Genomic DNA, 18,461 nt, shown 5'->3' on the forward strand with positions numbered 1-18,461 from the left:
CTTTTGAGCCTGAACATCTCAATTTTATCGGAATGGTCTTGGTGGTCAAACCCTCGATCCCTCCACCCGCATAGCGGGTGGTTTTTTGTTTCGCGCGTTTCACGCACTCAACTGGCTAAAGCCATAATAAAACAGCGCATCTCCTCTCTCAAGGAAACACGCTGTTTAGGGAATCTTTTTTATTTACTACATCGTTTGGTTTAACCGCGTGGCTCTATCCCTTTTCTACTCATTCATAATGGAATTGAGGGAGGCATATGCCATGGGCAGGAAACCTTCCGAAGGTTCACCAATAGGTGCTTGGATGTGGAAAATGAAACCATTGCCGTCCAGTTCTTTCACGATAAAATACTCTGTTTTCTTATCATTCTGGGACATCATGTATAATTTTGCATCCTTCATCGGGCCGTTGCTGAGTTGTTCAGCCGTTAATTGCTTCACTTCTCCGGTCTCGGACAACTCTTCCTTGGCATCCATCTTCAGCGCATCCAGATTGTAATTCGCCGGCAGCTTCTCAATTTCTACCTCATAATCCGGATCAATCTTCATTGTTAATTCATGGTCTTCCGCGTCAAAAGCCATCGGTTCAAACACATAAAGTGAATAACCTTTCGCTTGTGCCAGTTTCACTGGGCGTTTCTCGGTCATTCCTTCTACCGTCACTTCCAGCTCTGATGTCTTCGGACGATCGGACGTTACTGTACCGCCTGCATTGGAATCGTTATTGTCATCACTCGATTCAATCTTTGCAATCTCTGTAAGTACCAACTGTTTCGTTGTTGCATCAATTGTTTTCTCTACATATTTGAAACGAACGGAATCTTCGTCATCGATATCATCCAGAGACTTCTGTAGATCTTCGCTCACCTGGAATGACATCGGCTTCTCATTCACTCGAATCTCAACGGTATGCGGATCAGCCCATCCAGTCAGGATACCTTCTGCTTCTATTGCAGCACTTTCATTTGGTTGTTGCTCCGGTGCTGGTGACTGTTCTTCCGTATTATTCACTGGTGGCTGTGCAGCAGGATTACTGTTCCCACAGGCCACAAGCGAGAATCCCATAAGTAAAACCAGGAGTGATGTACTGACTTTCATTGTATTTCCTTTTCGCATATGAACACCTCCGTTAGCTTATACGCAATGATGCTTGTCCATGTTGCTTCTCATCCATTGGCTTGGCTGTATACTAGTACTTACACGGGAGACAGGCAGCTCAATCATGCAAAATATCTGAATCGTTGCTCAGATCCTCTGCTCAGCTGGCCTGATCCATCTGTACCAGTTTGGCATTGGCTCCGTTAAACGCTTTGGTCTGGAGGTTAAATTTCTTTCGGAATTCAGCAAGCTTCGCATATTCGCTATTCCGTACCCGAATGGCTCGCTTAATCTTAACCAGATTAGGTTCTGCACTTTCTCTCATCAGATCATACAACTGCTCATCGGCACTCAGACTCAACTGATACGAAGCAACAAAATTTTCCAATGCACGTGCTCTTGCTTCATATTGATCCAGCACCTTTTCAGCCTGTGCCAACGTTTCTTCTTTTTCAAATGATAGTTCTTTCAATGAACCGCGCAGGGCCACCGTCTTCTCGTTGGTCTGTTCCATGGCCTCTTCCGCCTTTTTCAACAACGTTCTTCGTTCATGGATATGATCTGCTGCCTGATCCAGCAGTGCTTCGAGATCACTGTTTTTGTTCTTGCCTTTGTCTAAAATAGACTTGTATAACTTCATATCTTCCTGCTCATGACTGGTCAGCGTCTTCAAACTCTGATCGATCTCCTGACCGCTGAGCACCAATTGGTTTATCTGATTTGCCGCAGGCTCCTGCGGATCTCCACAACCACTCGCCAGCAGAATTAGCAATACACTAACTGCCGCAAGCGCCACTTTTTTACTCGTTAGCACCCAAGTCCTTCCTCTCTTGCATCATCTTGTTGTTATATTACAAGCGGGTATCTCCGCTAAAATTGGCTACCCAGTGTGCATCCGGATCGTATACTTCGAACTCGTAACCCCGATCTTCGAGTAACTTCAGAATGCGTGGTAAAGCCTGCACCGTCTGCTCCCGCTCATGCATCAGAATCACTTCCTTATCCCGATGTACACTTTTGCTCACCCGGGCCACAATCTTGTCCGGCTGACCGGGAAGATTCCAATCGAGTGAATCTGTCGTCCAGTCCCACATTTTGAATCCGGCCGCCGCAATGTCACCTCTGAACTTTTCACCGATCTGTGGACTGCTGCCATAAGGTGCACGAATCAGATGAGGCGTAAAACCAATCAGGTCCTGCACCATCTTCTGCTCTTTCTTGAACTCTTTCACAAAGTTTGCAGAACTGCCGCTCTTATACAGCTTTTTATAGTTATGCGTCATGCTGTGGAGTCCAGGATAACTGCCTTCTTTCAACAGCCGTTTCACCGCTTCCGGATGTTGATTCAACTGACGTCCGATCATAAAAAAGGTAGCTTTCGCCTCATGTTGCTTCAATATATCCAGCAGTTGTTCCGTATATTCAGTTGGCCCATCATCAAACGTTATGTATGCCAATTTGCGAACCTGGCCCTGGAACCGTGCCGGCTCCTCCTTCGCATCCGGAGTAACTTGTATCATGCCGAGCTTGGCCGGCTGTTCGATTACAGTAATCGGAGGCGGCGCCACAACGCTTTTGATCCAATGCGTCATGCCAAAGAATACATATGTAATACCGGTAACGAACAGTACCAAGAGCATTAGAGCTATGACTACCCTTCCATACCGGATTTTTCTTCGTTTATGTGTTTTCGTGCGACTTGTGCTAGGCGGAATACTGCCACGCTCTCCCGCTCTCTCTTGTTGAACTCTCACTGTCATGCCACTTCCTTACTTTCATTTTTTCCCGATTATTGGTATATTATCTCGTTTCATGTCTCTATATAGAAGATTAATAGAAAAATGGATCGGGAGAATGACAGAATAGTTACAAGCCCGGTTACAATCTACTTATCTCTTCGTTCTCTTTATCTTTCCTGCGGTTGTCTTCTCCTGTATAATGAAGTGATTTACGCTATCAGACTTCAAGAAGGAGCTACACCCATGACAAGCTTGAACCGTGCCGGCAGATCCATCTATCTGTTATTCTTTGTCGGCATTATCGCCATTTCTTTTTCTTCGATCTTTGTACGCTGGTCTACCGCAGATGTTGCGGTCATTGCCATGTACCGTCTTTTTCTCACCAACCTGCTAATGCTGCCGTTTGTCTGGAAATACAGACATGAGATGATGCGTCTAAGCTTACGGCAGTGGGGCTTGCTGCTTGCATCCGGTGTGATGCTGGCCCTTCATTTTCTGCTCTGGATGGGTTCGCTGCGGCTCACCAGTGTTGCCAGTTCCACAGTTATTCTCGCGCTGGAGCCAATACTGATTCTTGCCGGTTCGGTATGGCTGTTCAAAGCCAAAATTAACCGCATGATGATCATCGGCATGGGCATCGCCCTGCTTGGATCAATCGTCATTGGCGCAGGAGATTTCCAGTTGGCAGGTACTGCCCTGCAAGGTGATGTCCTGTCTTTACTTGGCACAATCGCAGTCGCCGTTCATATGCTGCTGGGTCAATTTTTGCGAGCGGGACTTAGTGCATTTTCGTATAACTTCTGGGTTTTCTTCGTAGCTGCTTGCACGCTGGCGGTATATAATCTGATCATGGGCCATCCGTTCGGAGGTTACGCTGCGTCAGAGTGGGGAATCTTCCTGCTGCTCGCCATTGTGCCAACGATCTTTGGACATTATCTCTTCAACTGGCTGCTTCAATATATGAATGCCACAACGGTATCCATGGGCGTACTTGGGGAACCCGTATTCTCTTCATTACTGGCCTGGATGCTGCTCGGCGAATCCCTCAGTGCTTTACAAATGTCTGCCGGGGTGGTCATTATATTCGGGGTATGGATTTTCATTCGATATGGCAAAACCAAACCTCAACCCATTCCCACCGATGCTCCTATCGCTGGCAAAGGGCCTGTTGAACCTACCACGGTATAACGTATTTTTTCTTAATGCATAGTAATAAACGACTCTACTACTCTCATAAGGCGGTGTATTTTGATGAAAAATATTGTATCCATGCGCTGGCTGCTCGCCAGAATGTATGAACCGGATGTAGTTATTGCAGATTGCCGATTCTTGCTCGGTCAGCCGGAGACTGGAAGACAAGCCTATGAAGCTGGACATATTCCAGGAGCTGTCTATCTCGATTTGGAAAAAGATCTGTCCGCTCCTGTGTCTTCGCACGGAGGACGTCACCCACTTCCTGATCCGGCTGTGCTCGCAAGTCGTCTCTCCAAAGCTGGCATCGGCTCCAATAGTCGTATTGTTGCTTATGACGATCAAGGCGGGATGAATGCATCTCGGCTATGGTGGCTGCTTCGCTATATCGGTCATGAACAGGTGTATATCATGGACGAAGGTTTCTCCGCTTGGAAAAACGCCAAATTCCCAGTGACCGCGGATGTGCCAGTTCAGATCCCGGCTTCTTTTGAGGTGAATGTGCAGCCAGCCATGCTGGCAAGTGTTGAGGATGTTCAGCAGGCTTCGGCAAATGACAGTGCCGTGCTAATTGACTCCCGTGATGCTCGCCGTTATGCGGGTCTGGAGGAACCGATTGATGCCAAGGCTGGACATATTCCGGGTGCGGTGAATTATTTTTGGAAAGATGTGTTGGATTGGGATGGTCGTTGGACAGATACTGGGGTGTTAGAAGAGCGTTTCAGTAAGCTGGACAAGGATGGTGCAATTATCGTGTATTGCGGTTCTGGCGTCTCGGCCTGCCCTAACGTGATTGCGCTGGAAGAAGCGGGTTTCTCGAATGTGAAGTTGTATTCTGGAAGCTGGAGCGACTGGATTAGCTATGAGGGGAATCCGGTGGCTATAGGCGATGCGGAATCGCACAAAGACGTATAACAGTGTATAGATGTTGAATACATCGCTAGGTGGGTTATCTGCCCCGGCGATGTATTTTTCTATGTTCGGAGTCAACAACGATTCAACAACACAACCCAGTAAGTATTTAAAAGCACACAGAAGTAGACATCAAGTGGCAGCTTTTTTTGATTCATGATAACGGAAAAAACCGTGATGGATATCTGTCCACCGCGGTTGAATAATGAAATCTATTATTGTTTTTTACTTAACGATACATTAGCTGTTAACGTCTTGTCGATCGTCGTCCAGTTTACATAAGCACCTAGTATTTCATTAATAACAGAAACCGGAACTACGGTTTCGCCATTTAAAAGCTTTGGTACGTTACTATTAAACACTAGTTTATCGTTAATTGAATACACATCTGAACCAATTTGAGCACTTATATTTTTCGTACCTAATTTGATTTGCGTTGTACGCGTCTTATTATCCCACACTACTGTACCACCCAATAGCTCGGAAATTGTTCGAATCGGTACGTAGAACTCATTGTTATGAACAACCGGTTTGATTAACGTACCACCTACGTTCATTGTAACGTCAACATATTCAAGGAAATCGGTTTTTCGAATGAGTCCATGAACCCCTTTAGTTCGGTCTACGACCTGAGAAACTTCATAATCCGTTGCGGCCGATAGGTACGCATAAGCTACACTCCTATCCATATCAAGCTTATCAGATAAGAATTGAATCGATTCACGTACTGATTCTTTCATGGCTTCATCCAAATCAGGGTCCAGTCCAATTGGAATCCAATAATCCTCTGTTTCAGCAAAAGGTTGCGTGAATTCTCCACTGTGTGGTAGTGATGGATCACCTTTCTTTAACACCGTTAACCGAACTGTCCCCCTTAAGGAGGCTTCCAATGCAGTTAACGCTACTTCTCCATCTCCTTGAGCAAAGTGTGGATCACCAGTATAGAATAGTCCGCCTTTAACTTGAATCGGATAATAAATAGTTGCACCAACACCCAACTCATTAATATCCATATTCCCTCCTGTTTCAATAGGTGGGATAGAACTCACAACTTCACTGGTATTTGGTGCAACCCCCATAACACCTAGAAACGGGTTAATTGGGAAACGTACATTTTTGCCAGCTTTTGTTGGTAATACCCCATACCAATTGCCGTTGATTTCTTCAATAGGCGTAAATATAGATACATTATTATATAATTCCGGTTTTGTTGCGCTAGCTCCCTCTTGTGGGCCTGTATTTTCTGGAAATTCGTTAGGAAGGGCACCTTTACCATGGCGGTTAGAAATGACACCATACGGAACTCGAGTTTGCAACGAAAGGACTTCTACTTTAAGAACATCTCCTGGCTCTGCTCCCTCAACCTCTACTGGCCCAGTGATAATATGAGGTCCGTCTTTTACATAATCATGCTTAATCTCAGAAGCCGCAATCACCTTCGCATCATCCAATACTCCATCGGGTGAGATACCGAATTTGCCGAAGTACTCCACTGGATTTCTCCCTTGATCCTCTATCAGTCCCTCATGCGATACTGTATCAAATGTTACAGCACTTCCTGATGGTACAGTAAGAATCGGAGAGCTGTCTCGATTAGGCAGTGATCCCCAGCGAATGTTCTCAATCGCAGACGTTACATAATAATCACCTTCTACCTTATCGATGGTTGTTGGTTGCAGTGGCATACTAAAGCCCACTGAAGGTAGAGCAAATGTAAACATACTTATAATCCCTACTGAAACTCCAAATCTCCTAATCGTTCGGTTAATAAACATTACGCTCCCCCTCTTTACTATGTAATATTTTCTAACACAAATAAACACTAACATATAAATACATTTACAACAATATTTTTTTGTCAATAAACATAACATTAATGAGCTATATTTCAAGAATTAACTTACAACTATAAATAACATGTAAATATAATTACCACAAATAGGTCATGTAAAACTTAAATACATTCAGTAAACTTAAGGATCCTTCTTCAGAGATTTGAACAAACGAAATTAAGTTACAGGAAAATTATGTATGTCTTTCATGTTTCTGAAGGGTTGCAGGAATACTACTACACTCCGGTTCAGGCATAATCACCTGTCCGCACGTGATTGCACTGGAAGAAGCGGGATACTCAAATGTGAAGTTGTATTCCAGGAGCTCGATCGACTGGATTAGTTATGAGGAGAATCCGGTGGCTACCGGGGAAGAATAAAGACTAAGAGCCCACGTCCTGCGCGGGCTTCTTTGTGCTTTCATTATATCCATACATTTTAGGTGCTTACATCTCCGACTTCTGTAACGTTTAGATTCAGCTTATGTTTTCGGCATACTTCGTAAAAATCTTTTGAAACAATGGGTTTGAAGATATTTATATAATCAAGCATAAAAAATTCATGCTTGCCAATTCGCTCTTCATGAAGGCAGATTTGAGATACAACTTTGACGATCTTACGTGGAGGTTGTTGTACAGATGCAGCAATGACCGCTTTGCGCCCATATTCCGAACGTTCATAATCAAAAACATCCAAACGATCGAGCTGATGTGCAGTCCAATAGGTTTTTTCAACCGCACGACCGTCGTGGTAACACACCGTTGTCGGAATAAACTGTGTATTTGTTTTCGTTTCCTCCAACAGCGTTTTAAAACGATCTGATACGTGTCTCGTTCCTGTGATCGTCTCAAAATAATCTACGTTCAGGTTACGCACCGTAGGCACTAACTCAACCTCTGCCGTTGTCCCCTCAGGCAACGGATTCTCTATCGCCAAATAATTCATATCTAATTGGGGAGTGAAAGTTGTTCCTCCACTAATAAACCCTCTACGTGGATATTGAGATTCCAGAAAATAATAGTTCAAAAGAATGATGTCTCCTTTCCAAATAAAGTTCCTTTCAATCAATTATACAGGTTAAGCGGCCCCTCCAATTACTCCGCAGTTTTAAGCAAGTTATCCACAATAAAATCAAGCTGTTTGTCTAACGAATAAATATCGTTGTAGAAAAATAAACCAAAGCTCATATCAATCAGACGTCCTTCTTTGACTGCGGGGATGTTATTCCAAATTGAATTGTCTGACAGATCAACCATTCCTTCAAAGGAAGAACGGAATATATAATCACCCACATATTCAGGTAATACTTCATAAGAAACGTCCTTGCTTGTAGCATCGTTTCTTGCATTTTCAATTTCACGTTGCAAGACTTCAGGTGCTTTCATCCCTAAATATTGATAAATAATCTGCGACCCCCGGCCATAACCCAAGCCTGTCATTACAGCCATGGAACCTTTGTTACTTTCCATAATTGTGACGGTTTTATCCAAGATACCTGCTTGTTCAAGTTTTTCCTTGCTTTGCTCAACCTTTTTGTGAAGGTTATCTAACATTTCCTGAGCTTGTCCCTCTTTACCCAAAATTTCTCCAAGCAAATTCATACGTTCTTCTACTGGCAGGTCATAAGGAATATATACTGTAGGGGCAATCATTTTAAGTCCTTCATATATTTCTTCATTGGTAACAATAATGAGATCGGGATTAAGCGCAGTTACTGCTTCCGGGTCCGGATTAAATGCTCCTAATGAGGTGGCACCTTCCAGTTCACTCGCAAAAGCCGCTCCTTCTTCTACAGAAGAGACCCCCACAGGATTTACGCCTAAAGCAAGCAAATCACCCATTAAATACAGGACAACTACTCGTTGTGGATTAACCGGTACTTCAATATCCCCTTTTAAGGTGGTTACGGTCTTCATTTGAGATTGTGTATCTGTATGGTTAGCGTTGTTGGCCGCTACCTGATTCGTTGGCTTCTGAGAACCTTCATTGGCTGCAGGACTTCCTGCCCCACCAGTTGAACAAGCACTAAGCAATAGGGTTAAACAAAGTAATAATGTGATAGCCAAGGGTGTCTTTCTACTTCTGTACATCAATAATTCCTCCTCAAATATATGATGATTATGATAATCATTATCAATATATAAGGAAGTTAGATCCTGTACAATGCCTAATCGTGCCACAGTCGATGGTACATTAGGACTTTCATGCTGCTTACGATAACGAATAGGTGCAATCCCCATATATTTCTTAAATATTTTAGCAAGATAATAACCATCAGCCTTGGCAATTTCCTGTAAAGTAGCATCTGTAGCAAGCAGCAGTTCCTTCGCTTTGTTCATCCGGATTTGAATGACAAAATCAATCGGACTATAACCAGTCTGGCGTTTGAATAGCCTTGATAAGTGACGTGGACTGCTATCCATAAGCTCTGCTAACAAGTCCATTGTGATGGGTTCAGCGTAATGTTCCTGCATATAATATTTCATTTGTGCAACCAGGTCTGGCTTTATTGTTGGCACGCGCCCATTGTGGATCTGCCATAACAACTCGTATACAAATTGATAAAATAATGACTTTACATGGAACTGTTCCAGTGCCTCTTGCTCTTCCCAAGCTGTCATCATGTATTGTACTTTGCTTAACAAGGAAACAGGCTGATCAGGTGCAAAGCCGTATTGAAGCTTGAAGGGATTACGGTGCTCCATCAAAGCCAAAATATCCTGACGCTCAGGTAGCGGAATGATGGCTTTGTAATAAATCATATAATATTCAAGGAACTCTTCAACAGGCAAAATGTTCAGGCAACAGCCCTTCCCACCATGCAAAACATGGAATCGTGAGACCTGATGATCTTTTCCATCCAACCGTATAACAGCATTGCCACGCACCATGTATAAGAAACAGCTCGCAGGGAATCGGTAGGAGTGAAGTACCTCCTTCATTTGCATAGTTATATGGCGAATATCCATTATTTTAATAGATGCCTTGTTCCATAATAAAAGATGTTCATTGAAATGTAAGATGGCTTCCCAGCTCCTTAAAATCATTGGTCATATATAGTCAACAGAGAGTCAACTTGCATGCAAAATAGGGGCCGGATCACCCACTAACGTGAGTACCCGACCCCTTGCTTTGATATACATATGAATATACAGACCTTAATCAACACTTTAACAGATCAAAAAGAAACAGTCTATATTTTTGGGAAAATGTTCTATATATTTAGGTTGCTGGCCGGCAAAATACAGTTGAAACGGAGCTTAAGTCGATGATGTCCAACAACCATCTTACTCGTGAAGAATTACAGGATTATGTGCAACATGTATTTGGCGCCAGTTACCTCATAACGCAGAGCGCAAGAATACATGGAGGCGCACAAAAAGTCATTTACAAAATTGACTGCACGAATGGTTTCACTTGTATGCTGTACGTTTGGGATATTTCCAGCAACTATTTTCAGGAAGAGATCTTGAATGAACCCACTTTCCACAGTTCCTATGGCAGCGAACTTTTCTCTTTGAATACTCGCTTTCTCGCTCAACATGGAATTCGAACACCAATCTTGTATGATCTAAATAACGATAGAGACCGGCACTCTTATGATTTTGCTCTTGTTGAGTATGTGGATGGACAGAAAGCCGAAGCGTATTTCCAGCATAAAAATGACAAAGATCGAGATGAGTTGTTTCAACGGATCAGGGATATGTTGTCTAATATGCATGGAATCCAAAGAAACGTTTATGGAAACGCAAACGATAACAGCAAAAAGGCTGGGCCTTGCTACCAAGTTCAGCGGTTAGATGCCGAAACAGCCTTATCTTATGCATCCAAACACATGACAGATATAAGGAAAAATGACGAAAGGTTGCTTGAGAAACTTTACGAATTGGAAGCAGCAATTCAACCTAGAGATCTCTATAGTTTCATTCATGGAGAGTTAGGTCCGGATCATATATGGATAGATCATGCTATGCAACCATGCCTTATTGATATTGAGGGCGCAGGATTCTTCGATCTCGAACATGAGCATAGCTTTCTGGAGTTTCGATTTGGAGACTTTTATCATTACGTAAAAAATAACGATCTCGACCCGGAGCGGATGACATTTTATCGATTTTGCCATCACTTGTCCTTGATATCAGGAGGATTGAAACTGCTTCATAGACAATTCCCCGATCAGCAATTCGCTAGGGGGCTCGCGGAGTATCATGCCAGATGTGCAGTTCAGATGCTTTCATGAATATGGATATAAGCCTGGAAGGAGATTGGCGCATGGAATTTATTTACGAAGATGAAAAACTTGCAGTGAGCGTTATTCAAGCCATTCACACTGGAGATATTCCAACGTTAGAGCAACTGCTGGCAGAGAATCCGGGATTGGCAAACATATGAATATTGGAAAGAAAGCCTGACAACGTAGATGCAGACTCCAGTATCTCTCGAACGCTGCTACACGTGGTGACGGATTGGCCGGGGCACTTCCCTAATGGAGCGGATACCGTGCAAGTATTGACCAAGTTCGGTGCGGAAGTGAACGCTCCTTTTGTCGGTCCAAATATTGAAACATCTTTGCATTGGGCTGCAAGCTCCAATGACGTTCAAGTGCTCGATGCCCTTCTTGATGCTGGCGCAGACATTGAAACGCCTGGCGCGGTGATCGCCGGTGGCACGCCGCTGGAGGATGCTATTGCTTTTGCACAATGGAATGCAGCATGGCGCTTGGTTGAGCGCGGTGCGATCTTTGCCCTTTGGCATGCCGCCGCCCTTGGAGATATTCACGCCATACAAGAACATTTTAAAGGAGCCAAACTCCCGGAACGTTATCCTTGGGGAACGAGCACCTCCCCTTCTCCGCCCGATGCAGTAAGCGTTGCCTTCTGGTGTGCTTGCCATGGAGGTCAAAGAGAAACAGCCGAATACCTGCTTGACCAAGGCGCCGAACTGAACTGGATAGCCACCTGGGATGGAATGACTCCACTGGACACAGCAAAACGTAATTTTTCAGCTGAACTGATCCCGTGGCTTGAAAGTCAAGGTGCCAAATCCGCTAACGAGATTCACACAGGTAGATGAAAAGCTAGCATGGAATTGCCATTCGCCAGCGGCTGCGAATACAGTTATGAGGAGAATCCGGTGGCCACTGGGGAAGTATAGAAGACTCCAACAAATATACACAACGAAAATACATCGCCACTTGAGCGATGTCCTTTTCGTTGTGGAGTGACCCTAGAACCGTGAGAGGCGACAAGGGTCTAATTCATTTCTTGATTTGCCATCAATAATTTCACTTGCAGCCAGATGCGCAATCAGCGGCGCCAGCGTAATTGCAGAATGCATTACCGTCAGATAAAGTCCATTCATGTGATCATGGAAGCCCACAATCGGATAACCGTCTTCAGGCATGGGTCTCCATCCAACCTTAATGCTCTCCAGTTCCAGTTGATTTCCGTGCTTGAGACTGCGACGCAATGTATCGTAAGCTCGCTTACCGACCGCCTGTGGTCCGTTTTCCTCCGACTCGTCGATATAATCTTCCGCAGCCAGCAGCGTATAATCTGTCAGTTGACGCGCTTCAAATTGCGCATTGGAGATTAATGTGTGTATCCGTTTATTAGCAGTTTTCATCCGAATCAGAATTGAAGGTGACGAAGTTACCGGCACGTGACAACCTAACGGGTTACAAAGTTCGGGTGTACCTGTTCCTGCGGCCAATACCACAACATCCGACTCCACAAAACCCTTGGACGTATGAACACCAACCAGACGGGAACCCTCTTGCTTCAGCTGTGTAACGTTGGTGTCGAACTGAATCTTTGCTCCGTACTCTTGCGCTTTGCTCAACAACAGCTCCGTTACCGCTATAGGGTCCACCGCACCTTCTTCGCTGACAAACATGGCTTCATCCGGATATTCCTTCAGATTGGGCTCCAATGCCTCAAGCTGCTCCCGGTTTAATTTTTGAAAGTGTTGCTCCCTTAGAGGCGGAGTGTCCCAAGTTAGCGCGCCATGCCAATGAATTTTCAGTTCGGACAACTCTTGCTGAAGTGTGTGATACTCTTCCACAGCTGCATCGTACAAATGCCAGTATTCAGGAGCCACTCTATGCGTCGTATGTATCCAGGCAAATGATTTTTCCGTGACTTCACGCGCCGCGGCTGAGTGGCGTTCAATAACAGTTACATCTTGATTTCGTTTGGCTAGATGATAGGCCATACACGCCCCAACAATCCCTGCACCAATGATCACAATTTTTTGTTTATTCAAAACTAACTCTCCCTTGTCACCCTATCCCCCCAAGGAATCGATTCTCCGTGGTTCGGATGGGTGTGCTCCTTTTTCGTCTTCTTCGCTGTACAGCTTCTCCATATGCTGCATATGGCCGGCTCCCCAGTCGCTCATTGTCTGGAGCACAGGTTTCATGAGCTGTCCGTACTCCGTAATCGAGTATTCGACCTTAGGCGGAATTTGAGCATATACTTCGCGATGCACAATATCGTGATACTCCAGTTCTTTTAACTGCTGGGTCAGCATTTTTTTTGAAATATCTGGAATGGCTTTTTGTAATTCGCTGAACCGCATTGTACCGTTGCTCAGCAGTCGTAGAAGAATCAAAGATTTCCATTTACCCGTAAGGATATCCAAGGCCGTTCCGAATTTGCAATATACCGTCATTCTTATTCCTCACTTTCTCACCATACCCGGGTATACTTTTGGTTACCTGGTTAGGTTTAAGTGCCTACTTCCAGATTGGGCCTTCTCACTTTAGTATAGAGGCAGATATTAAAATCGAGCAAGTGAGGGGATAAGAAAAGATGAATGTAACGTTATGGATCGTACAACTTATATTGGCGCTAGGTTTCATATATTCAGGATGGATGAAAACCATTCGTATCGAGTCGTCAAAAAAGACCTGGGCTTGGGTCAATGATGTGCCAAAAAAACTAGTTATTTTGATTGGAATCGCGGAGCTACTCGGAGCGCTGGGCCTTGTTTTGCCTTGGGCGCTGAACATCACTCCGGTGCTTACACCCATCGCCGCAATCGCTTTGGCTACGGTCACCCTGTTCGGGATGCTGTTTCATGTTTGGCGTAAAGAGTACCGGGAGCTCGGCGTAAATATCTTTTTTATAGTTCTTGCGTTGATCGTAGCCTCTGGAAGACTATAAACATCGCACTAAGTAAACCTTCGTGGTCCGCTATGGCTCAGACGTCTCGGCTTGCCCTAACGGATGTGATCACACTGGAAGAAGCGGGTCACACAAATATGAAGTTGTATTCCGAAAGTTGTAGCGACTAGATCAATATAAGGAGAATCCAGTCCTACCGGGAAAACATATTGAAAGGTGACAAAAGCCCGCCAGGAAGGCGGGCGAATATGACCAGATTTATTATTCACTTTCCATCAAGCCCAATTTTATACACATCTCCTTTTGGAAAGGTTAGGAATGCAAGACTGTTTCCAACTTGTCCTAAGAAGCGGTCATAATAATCTAAAGAAGCAAATTTATTCTTCTTACCTGTATAGCGATTATAAACATAAATAATACTTTTAGTATTGCCTACTTTGTCTATCGTATTTTTTCGGTAATAGAACTTATTATTCAAGTATGCTAAAGGATGAATATAACCATCTGATGCAAATGTCTTTTTTCTGGCTCCATCCAACTCTGCAAAGACACCTCTGGAACTATAGCCTCCATCTATCATCTCAGAAAAAAACAACACATTACCATAAAATTTGTATACTGACACACCTTTTGAGGATAATGATTTAGTTGCGGTACCATCTTTTTTCATACGATAAAACAAATCTGTATGCCGCTCCGTATAGTATACATACTCTTTATTAATCTCAAAATTATAAAAAGGAGATACAGGCAAAATAATCTGTTTCTTCGTACCATCTGTCTTCATTGAGCCATAAGACAAATCATCGTACAAATTACCGTTGTATTCACTTTTCACAAAGTAAATCGTATCTCCAGCAATATCAAAACTTGCAAAATTATCATCTCGGGATACGTAAGCGAATGCCGAACCATCTGTTTTAATCTTAGCGATAGAATAATGATCTTCTTCGTCCTCTACTAAAAAATAAATCCAATTCCCAATAATTTTTTGCTGTGAAGCTTGCTTATTATAAATAGATTTCGTTGTGCTTTTTTTGCCTGTAAACGTTGTGAAATTAATACCCACCATTCTTCCGTTGTCGTTATAACCCTCCCATATTAAAGAATTTCCAGAAGTTCCTGCACCATATGCAGGTACCACTCCAAATAACATGATCATACCTAATAGTGCTATTAACAATCTTTTTCCCATCTTGGCTCTCCCTAAAATATGTATTTTTATACATCTGTTATTATAGATCGTTTTTTACCTGCAACACAATTCATTTAGACTTCGGAATAGGTATATCGCATTGCAGCAGCTGTATTTCAGTTTTTTTTCAAGAAGCCACTAATATTATTATATAATAACCTCACCACATAAAAGGCTGGCTTCAACAGCTCATGGAAGGAAGACAACTCTCTATTGAAAGCAACCTTGAATGTACAAGAACACATACTCATCTGGAATTGTGCATCGCTCAAAATCATGGATGTACGACATATTGTCATACAGGCCGACGAGTGCGTACGTCCTTACCTGTTCCCTGCCAGCGCCTTTTTGTACGTAACGAATGGCAATGCAACCGTGATCTTAGACGGAAATGAGCATGCTACCAAACCATTTTATATGCTTCATGGGGGCAAAAACACCCGTCTGGACATCATCCCAACGGACGAATCCTTTCATTATTACCTAATTTTCTACAAAGCCTCCTTAGCGCTATCTGGCAAGCAGCATACACTTCAACAACCGGATCAACCATTGCCATTCCACCTCCAGTACGGTTTTATTCCATATCATCCTGCCATCCTCTACGAAATCACTGAGCGAATGCTGGGCGAGTGGAATAAACCGGGACGCTTGGAGCGACTCCATACCAAAACACTATTCTATCAATTTGTATATGAATTGCTCAGGCAAATGGATCAACAGCAGGTAAGCATTGTTAGGCCTAACCTTGCTTCTCAGCTTATTCGCTATATGCAGGAGCACTACGCCAAGCCGCTGACGCGGGAAACCCTCGCTCATACATTCCATTACAGCGTCCCTTATCTGTCCAAGTACTTCCGACGTGAAACTGGCTCAAGTCTAATCGATTACTTAATCGGTATTAGGATGAACAAAGCAGTAACGCTGTTGCAAAAGACCGAGTTATCTCTGCAAGAAGTCGCTGCAAGCGTCGGATATGCTGATGTATCCTATTTTATAAGAATGTTCAAAAAACATACGGGAGTCACACCAAAGCAATTCAAGGATGAGTCCGGACAAGTGACAAAAGGTTCTTATCGTCCTATCCTTAGGCTTCGATCATCCATTGCTCCGCGTAAACTCCGTCGTTATATTGATATCAGAGATGATAATCATTATCAACATAGCGAAAAAGGAGATTTACGGATGTATAGAAGCAAACTACCTGTAGGAATTACCCTACTGTTGTGCCTAACTCTATTGGTTAGCGCATGTTCCAGGCCAGCAAACACGAATGGAAGCACTGGCAGTACGCAAAGTCCAACTGTAGGTGCAGAGAGTAATATCAGTAACACCACAAACGGCAGCTCGGAGATGGTAACCTATTCTGCGGTTAACGGTGAAGTACAAATCCCAAAAAAACCTCAAAGGGTAGTAATGGTTGCAGGAGCCTTTACCGGTCATTTGCTAGCTCTTGGCCTTAAGCCTGTTGGAACTGGTGATGAGTCCTTTAACAGTTATACAGAAGGAAAGCTCGATGACGTTGTCAACATCGGTAACGATGTACCCTACGAGAAAATCATGGAGTTGCAGCCGGATTTAATTGTCGTTTGGAATGACCCTGAAACGATCGAAAAGCTGTCCAAAATTGCGCCGACCGTCGCTGTTGAATATGGAATACCTCTACGGGAGCAATTGATGGATTTTGGCAAGATGACTGGTAGAGAAGAGCAAGCGAAGGCCTGGATCGCAGAGTGGGATGCTAAGATCGCTGAATATAAACCACTCGTGGAGCAAGCGGTAGGTGATCGCACGGTTTCGATTTTTGATACGGGAAGTGCCAAAGAATTTTATGCCTACGGGAGCTTTGGTAGAGGTGGAGATATTATATATGGCGAGTTTGGCCTGAAGGCACCGCCGATCATTCAGAAGGAAGCCATCGATAGCGGCAAAGGTTGGGCCAAGTTATCACTTGAATTGTTACCACAATATGCAGGAGATTATATCTTTGTAAGTGGATGGACAGGTGATGAGAGTGGAGATTCCGTTTTTGAAGGTCCTATCTGGGATAACCTCCCTGCTGTCCAGAATAATCACGTTTATCGCGAGGAAAGCCGTGGCTTCGTATTTAGTGACCCAATTTCGTTGGAAGCCCAACTTAGATTTGTCGTAGATAGCCTAACCAAAACAGAGTGAAATTCAGTAGGCCACGGTATGTACGAGGCGAGGAGCAATCCTCGTCTTTTTATGTTTTTGTATAGTCCTTATCTTTCATTTGAAGAGAGTTTGAAAACAAAAGCACACACATAAACAGGGACCTCTCACCATGTTGGCAAGAGTCCCTGTCTTTAAACTTGTTATATAGCCCATTTTCCGTTAAGTGATGGTAAGGCCGCCACTTGCATATCCCGCTACCGTTGTAGCCACATCAATTCCGGCTGTTACTGATGCTGAGAACACCATAAGCAGGCGGTCACCGGCAGATACCGGAATACTCAGTCCTGTAGTCACCCCGCTGGATATTGTGCCCAGTGCCAAAATGCCGGTCAGTGGAGGAGCTAAGGTTACCAATGCACCTGGTACAGCTGTAAAGGAGTTATTAGGTGTAGTGGATCGGAATAATTGTGCAGTTAAGGTTACTGTAGATCCAACCAAACTTAGTCCGGCTGTTGTGCTGAAATAAGCGGCCAGTGAAGTAATCGTTCCTGCACGCGATGCTGAGAAAGCAAAGTTAAGCAACGTGCCTGCAGCGCCTGTGAGATCAATAATTCCTCCGTTAACACTTACTCCGGTAGAACTGTTACCAAAACCAACTAAACTGGAAGTATTCAAAAGTCCACCCAAAACTGTAGTCAACACAACGGGAAGTCCTGATGCATAAGGAATAATTGTTCCAGAACCACTCGCACCCGTAGCCCCGGTTGTACCTGTTGCTCCGGTTACACCTGTTGTTCCGGTTGCTCCGGTTACTCCCGTTGTACCTGATGCGCCTGTTGCTCCCGTTACTCCGGTTGTACCTGCTGTGCCTGTCGCTCCTGTTACACCCGTTGTACCTGCTGTGCCTGTCGCTCCCGTTACTCCGGTTGTACCTGGCGTGCCTGTCGCTCCCGTTACTCCGGTTGTACCTGCTGTGCCTGTCGCTCCTGTTACTCCGGTTGTACCTGCTGTGCCTGTCGCTCCCGTTACTCCGGTTGTACCTGCTGTGCCTGTCGCTCCGGTTACACCTGTTGTACCTGCCGTGCCTGTTGCTCCGGTTACTCCCGTTGTACCTGCTGTGCCTGTTGCTCCGGTTACTCCCGTTGTACCTGCTGTGCCTGTTGCTCCGGTTACTCCCGTTGTACCTGCTGTGCCTGTTGCTCCGGTTACTCCCGTTGTACCTGCTGTGCCT

At 44.3% G+C, this 18,461-nt stretch carries 16 protein-coding genes and 1 pseudogene; 7 read left to right on the forward strand and 10 right to left on the reverse strand.

Annotated elements, in window-relative coordinates:
• Nucleotides 1-225: 225 nt before the first annotated feature.
• The 3 genes from PAEAM_RS22105 to PAEAM_RS22115 form a co-directional block, all read right to left on the reverse strand.
• Nucleotides 226-1,116: a hypothetical protein gene (locus tag PAEAM_RS22105; RefSeq protein WP_100529004.1), complete on the reverse strand. Its 891-nt coding sequence runs from the start codon at nucleotides 1,114-1,116 to the stop codon at nucleotides 226-228.
• 142 nt (nucleotides 1,117-1,258) lie between these two features.
• Nucleotides 1,259-1,912, reverse strand: a complete 654-nt coding sequence (locus PAEAM_RS22110; RefSeq protein ID WP_100529005.1) for a YkyA family protein — start codon at nucleotides 1,910-1,912, stop codon at nucleotides 1,259-1,261.
• A gap of 37 nt (nucleotides 1,913-1,949) precedes the next feature.
• Complete coding sequence (locus PAEAM_RS22115) at nucleotides 1,950-2,852, reverse strand: polysaccharide deacetylase family protein (RefSeq protein ID WP_243391434.1); 903 nt, start codon at nucleotides 2,850-2,852, stop codon at nucleotides 1,950-1,952.
• 228 nt (nucleotides 2,853-3,080) lie between these two features.
• Between PAEAM_RS22115 and PAEAM_RS22120 the strand changes: the two genes are divergently transcribed.
• Both PAEAM_RS22120 and PAEAM_RS22125 read left to right on the forward strand, forming a co-directional pair.
• Nucleotides 3,081-4,025, forward strand: coding sequence for a DMT family transporter (locus PAEAM_RS22120; RefSeq protein ID WP_100529006.1), 945 nt, complete (start codon nucleotides 3,081-3,083; stop codon nucleotides 4,023-4,025).
• Nucleotides 4,026-4,088: 63 nt separating this feature from the next.
• Nucleotides 4,089-4,943, forward strand: coding sequence for a sulfurtransferase (locus PAEAM_RS22125; protein WP_100529007.1), 855 nt, complete (start codon nucleotides 4,089-4,091; stop codon nucleotides 4,941-4,943).
• A 212-nt stretch (nucleotides 4,944-5,155) separates the two neighbouring features.
• On the opposite strand, the gene PAEAM_RS22130 is transcribed toward PAEAM_RS22125, so the two are convergent.
• Nucleotides 5,156-6,715 (reverse strand): acetamidase/formamidase family protein, encoded by a 1,560-nt coding sequence (locus tag PAEAM_RS22130; RefSeq protein WP_100529008.1) that lies wholly within the window; start codon nucleotides 6,713-6,715, stop codon nucleotides 5,156-5,158.
• Nucleotides 6,716-7,011: 296 nt separating this feature from the next.
• On the opposite strand from PAEAM_RS22130, the pseudogene PAEAM_RS32755 reads away from it, so the two are divergent.
• Nucleotides 7,012-7,152 (forward strand): annotated as a pseudogene (locus PAEAM_RS32755) (sulfurtransferase); the annotation flags it as partial.
• Between the two features lie 58 nt (nucleotides 7,153-7,210).
• On the opposite strand, the gene PAEAM_RS22140 reads toward PAEAM_RS32755, so the two are convergent.
• Nucleotides 7,211-7,798 carry an imm11 family protein gene (locus PAEAM_RS22140; RefSeq protein ID WP_100529009.1) on the reverse strand — a complete coding sequence of 196 codons (588 nt, stop codon included), beginning with the start codon at nucleotides 7,796-7,798 and terminating at the stop codon, nucleotides 7,211-7,213.
• A gap of 68 nt (nucleotides 7,799-7,866) precedes the next feature.
• On the reverse strand, nucleotides 7,867-9,720 hold the full coding sequence (locus PAEAM_RS22145) for an AraC family transcriptional regulator (protein ID WP_243391435.1): 1,854 nt from the start codon (nucleotides 9,718-9,720) through the stop codon (nucleotides 7,867-7,869).
• A 320-nt stretch (nucleotides 9,721-10,040) separates the two neighbouring features.
• Between PAEAM_RS22145 and PAEAM_RS22150 the strand changes: the two genes are divergently transcribed.
• The gene (locus tag PAEAM_RS22150) at nucleotides 10,041-11,012 is read left to right on the forward strand and encodes a phosphotransferase (RefSeq protein WP_100529010.1); all 972 of its coding nucleotides are present in this window, start codon (nucleotides 10,041-10,043) and stop codon (nucleotides 11,010-11,012) included.
• A 155-nt stretch (nucleotides 11,013-11,167) separates the two neighbouring features.
• Nucleotides 11,168-11,845, forward strand: a complete 678-nt coding sequence (locus tag PAEAM_RS22155) for an ankyrin repeat domain-containing protein (protein ID WP_243391436.1) — start codon at nucleotides 11,168-11,170, stop codon at nucleotides 11,843-11,845.
• A 153-nt stretch (nucleotides 11,846-11,998) separates the two neighbouring features.
• On the opposite strand, the gene PAEAM_RS22160 is transcribed toward PAEAM_RS22155, so the two are convergent.
• Both PAEAM_RS22160 and PAEAM_RS22165 read right to left on the reverse strand, forming a co-directional pair.
• Complete coding sequence (locus tag PAEAM_RS22160) at nucleotides 11,999-13,036, reverse strand: NAD(P)/FAD-dependent oxidoreductase (protein WP_100529011.1); 1,038 nt, start codon at nucleotides 13,034-13,036, stop codon at nucleotides 11,999-12,001.
• Between the two features lie 21 nt (nucleotides 13,037-13,057).
• On the reverse strand, nucleotides 13,058-13,444 hold the full coding sequence (locus tag PAEAM_RS22165; protein ID WP_100529012.1) for a winged helix-turn-helix transcriptional regulator: 387 nt from the start codon (nucleotides 13,442-13,444) through the stop codon (nucleotides 13,058-13,060).
• Nucleotides 13,445-13,584: 140 nt separating this feature from the next.
• Here PAEAM_RS22165 and PAEAM_RS22170 point away from each other — a divergent pair, with 140 nt between their 5' ends.
• On the forward strand, nucleotides 13,585-13,938 hold the full coding sequence (locus PAEAM_RS22170) for a DoxX family protein (RefSeq protein ID WP_100529013.1): 354 nt from the start codon (nucleotides 13,585-13,587) through the stop codon (nucleotides 13,936-13,938).
• A 226-nt stretch (nucleotides 13,939-14,164) separates the two neighbouring features.
• Here the strand turns inward: PAEAM_RS22170 and PAEAM_RS22175 are convergent, their stop codons facing one another.
• Nucleotides 14,165-15,094, reverse strand: a complete 930-nt coding sequence (locus PAEAM_RS22175; protein WP_100529014.1) for a DUF5050 domain-containing protein — start codon at nucleotides 15,092-15,094, stop codon at nucleotides 14,165-14,167.
• Between the two features lie 225 nt (nucleotides 15,095-15,319).
• On the opposite strand from PAEAM_RS22175, the gene PAEAM_RS22180 reads away from it, so the two are divergent.
• Entirely contained in the window at nucleotides 15,320-17,269 is a 1,950-nt protein-coding gene (locus PAEAM_RS22180) for an AraC family transcriptional regulator (RefSeq protein ID WP_165790014.1), read from the forward strand.
• 180 nt (nucleotides 17,270-17,449) lie between these two features.
• Here PAEAM_RS22180 and PAEAM_RS22185 read toward each other — a convergent pair.
• The coding region (locus PAEAM_RS22185) for an exosporium glycoprotein BclB-related protein (RefSeq protein ID WP_279303101.1) at nucleotides 17,450-18,461 on the reverse strand (1,012 nt) is incomplete at its 5' end.

Source organism: Paenibacillus sp. GM1FR, from assembly GCF_002803315.1.
Taxonomy (GTDB): Bacteria; Bacillota; Bacilli; order Paenibacillales; family Paenibacillaceae; genus Paenibacillus; species Paenibacillus amylolyticus.

What these genes read in the sequence shown, in the direction of transcription:
- PAEAM_RS22175 (WP_100529014.1), bottom strand. Translation starts at nt 15,094, where the DNA reads ATGGGAAAAAGATTGTTAATAGCACTATTAGGTATGATCATGTTATTT.
- PAEAM_RS22150 (WP_100529010.1), top strand. Translation starts at nt 10,041, where the DNA reads ATGATGTCCAACAACCATCTTACTCGTGAAGAATTACAGGATTATGTG.
- PAEAM_RS22130 (WP_100529008.1), bottom strand. Translation starts at nt 6,715, where the DNA reads ATGTTTATTAACCGAACGATTAGGAGATTTGGAGTTTCAGTAGGGATT.
- PAEAM_RS22145 (WP_243391435.1), bottom strand. Translation starts at nt 9,720, where the DNA reads ATGCAAATGAAGGAGGTACTTCACTCCTACCGATTCCCTGCGAGCTGT.
- PAEAM_RS22120 (WP_100529006.1), top strand. Translation starts at nt 3,081, where the DNA reads ATGACAAGCTTGAACCGTGCCGGCAGATCCATCTATCTGTTATTCTTT.
- PAEAM_RS22170 (WP_100529013.1), top strand. Translation starts at nt 13,585, where the DNA reads ATGAATGTAACGTTATGGATCGTACAACTTATATTGGCGCTAGGTTTC.
- PAEAM_RS22125 (WP_100529007.1), top strand. Translation starts at nt 4,089, where the DNA reads ATGAAAAATATTGTATCCATGCGCTGGCTGCTCGCCAGAATGTATGAA.
- PAEAM_RS22165 (WP_100529012.1), bottom strand. Translation starts at nt 13,444, where the DNA reads ATGACGGTATATTGCAAATTCGGAACGGCCTTGGATATCCTTACGGGT.
- PAEAM_RS22105 (WP_100529004.1), bottom strand. Translation starts at nt 1,116, where the DNA reads ATGCGAAAAGGAAATACAATGAAAGTCAGTACATCACTCCTGGTTTTA.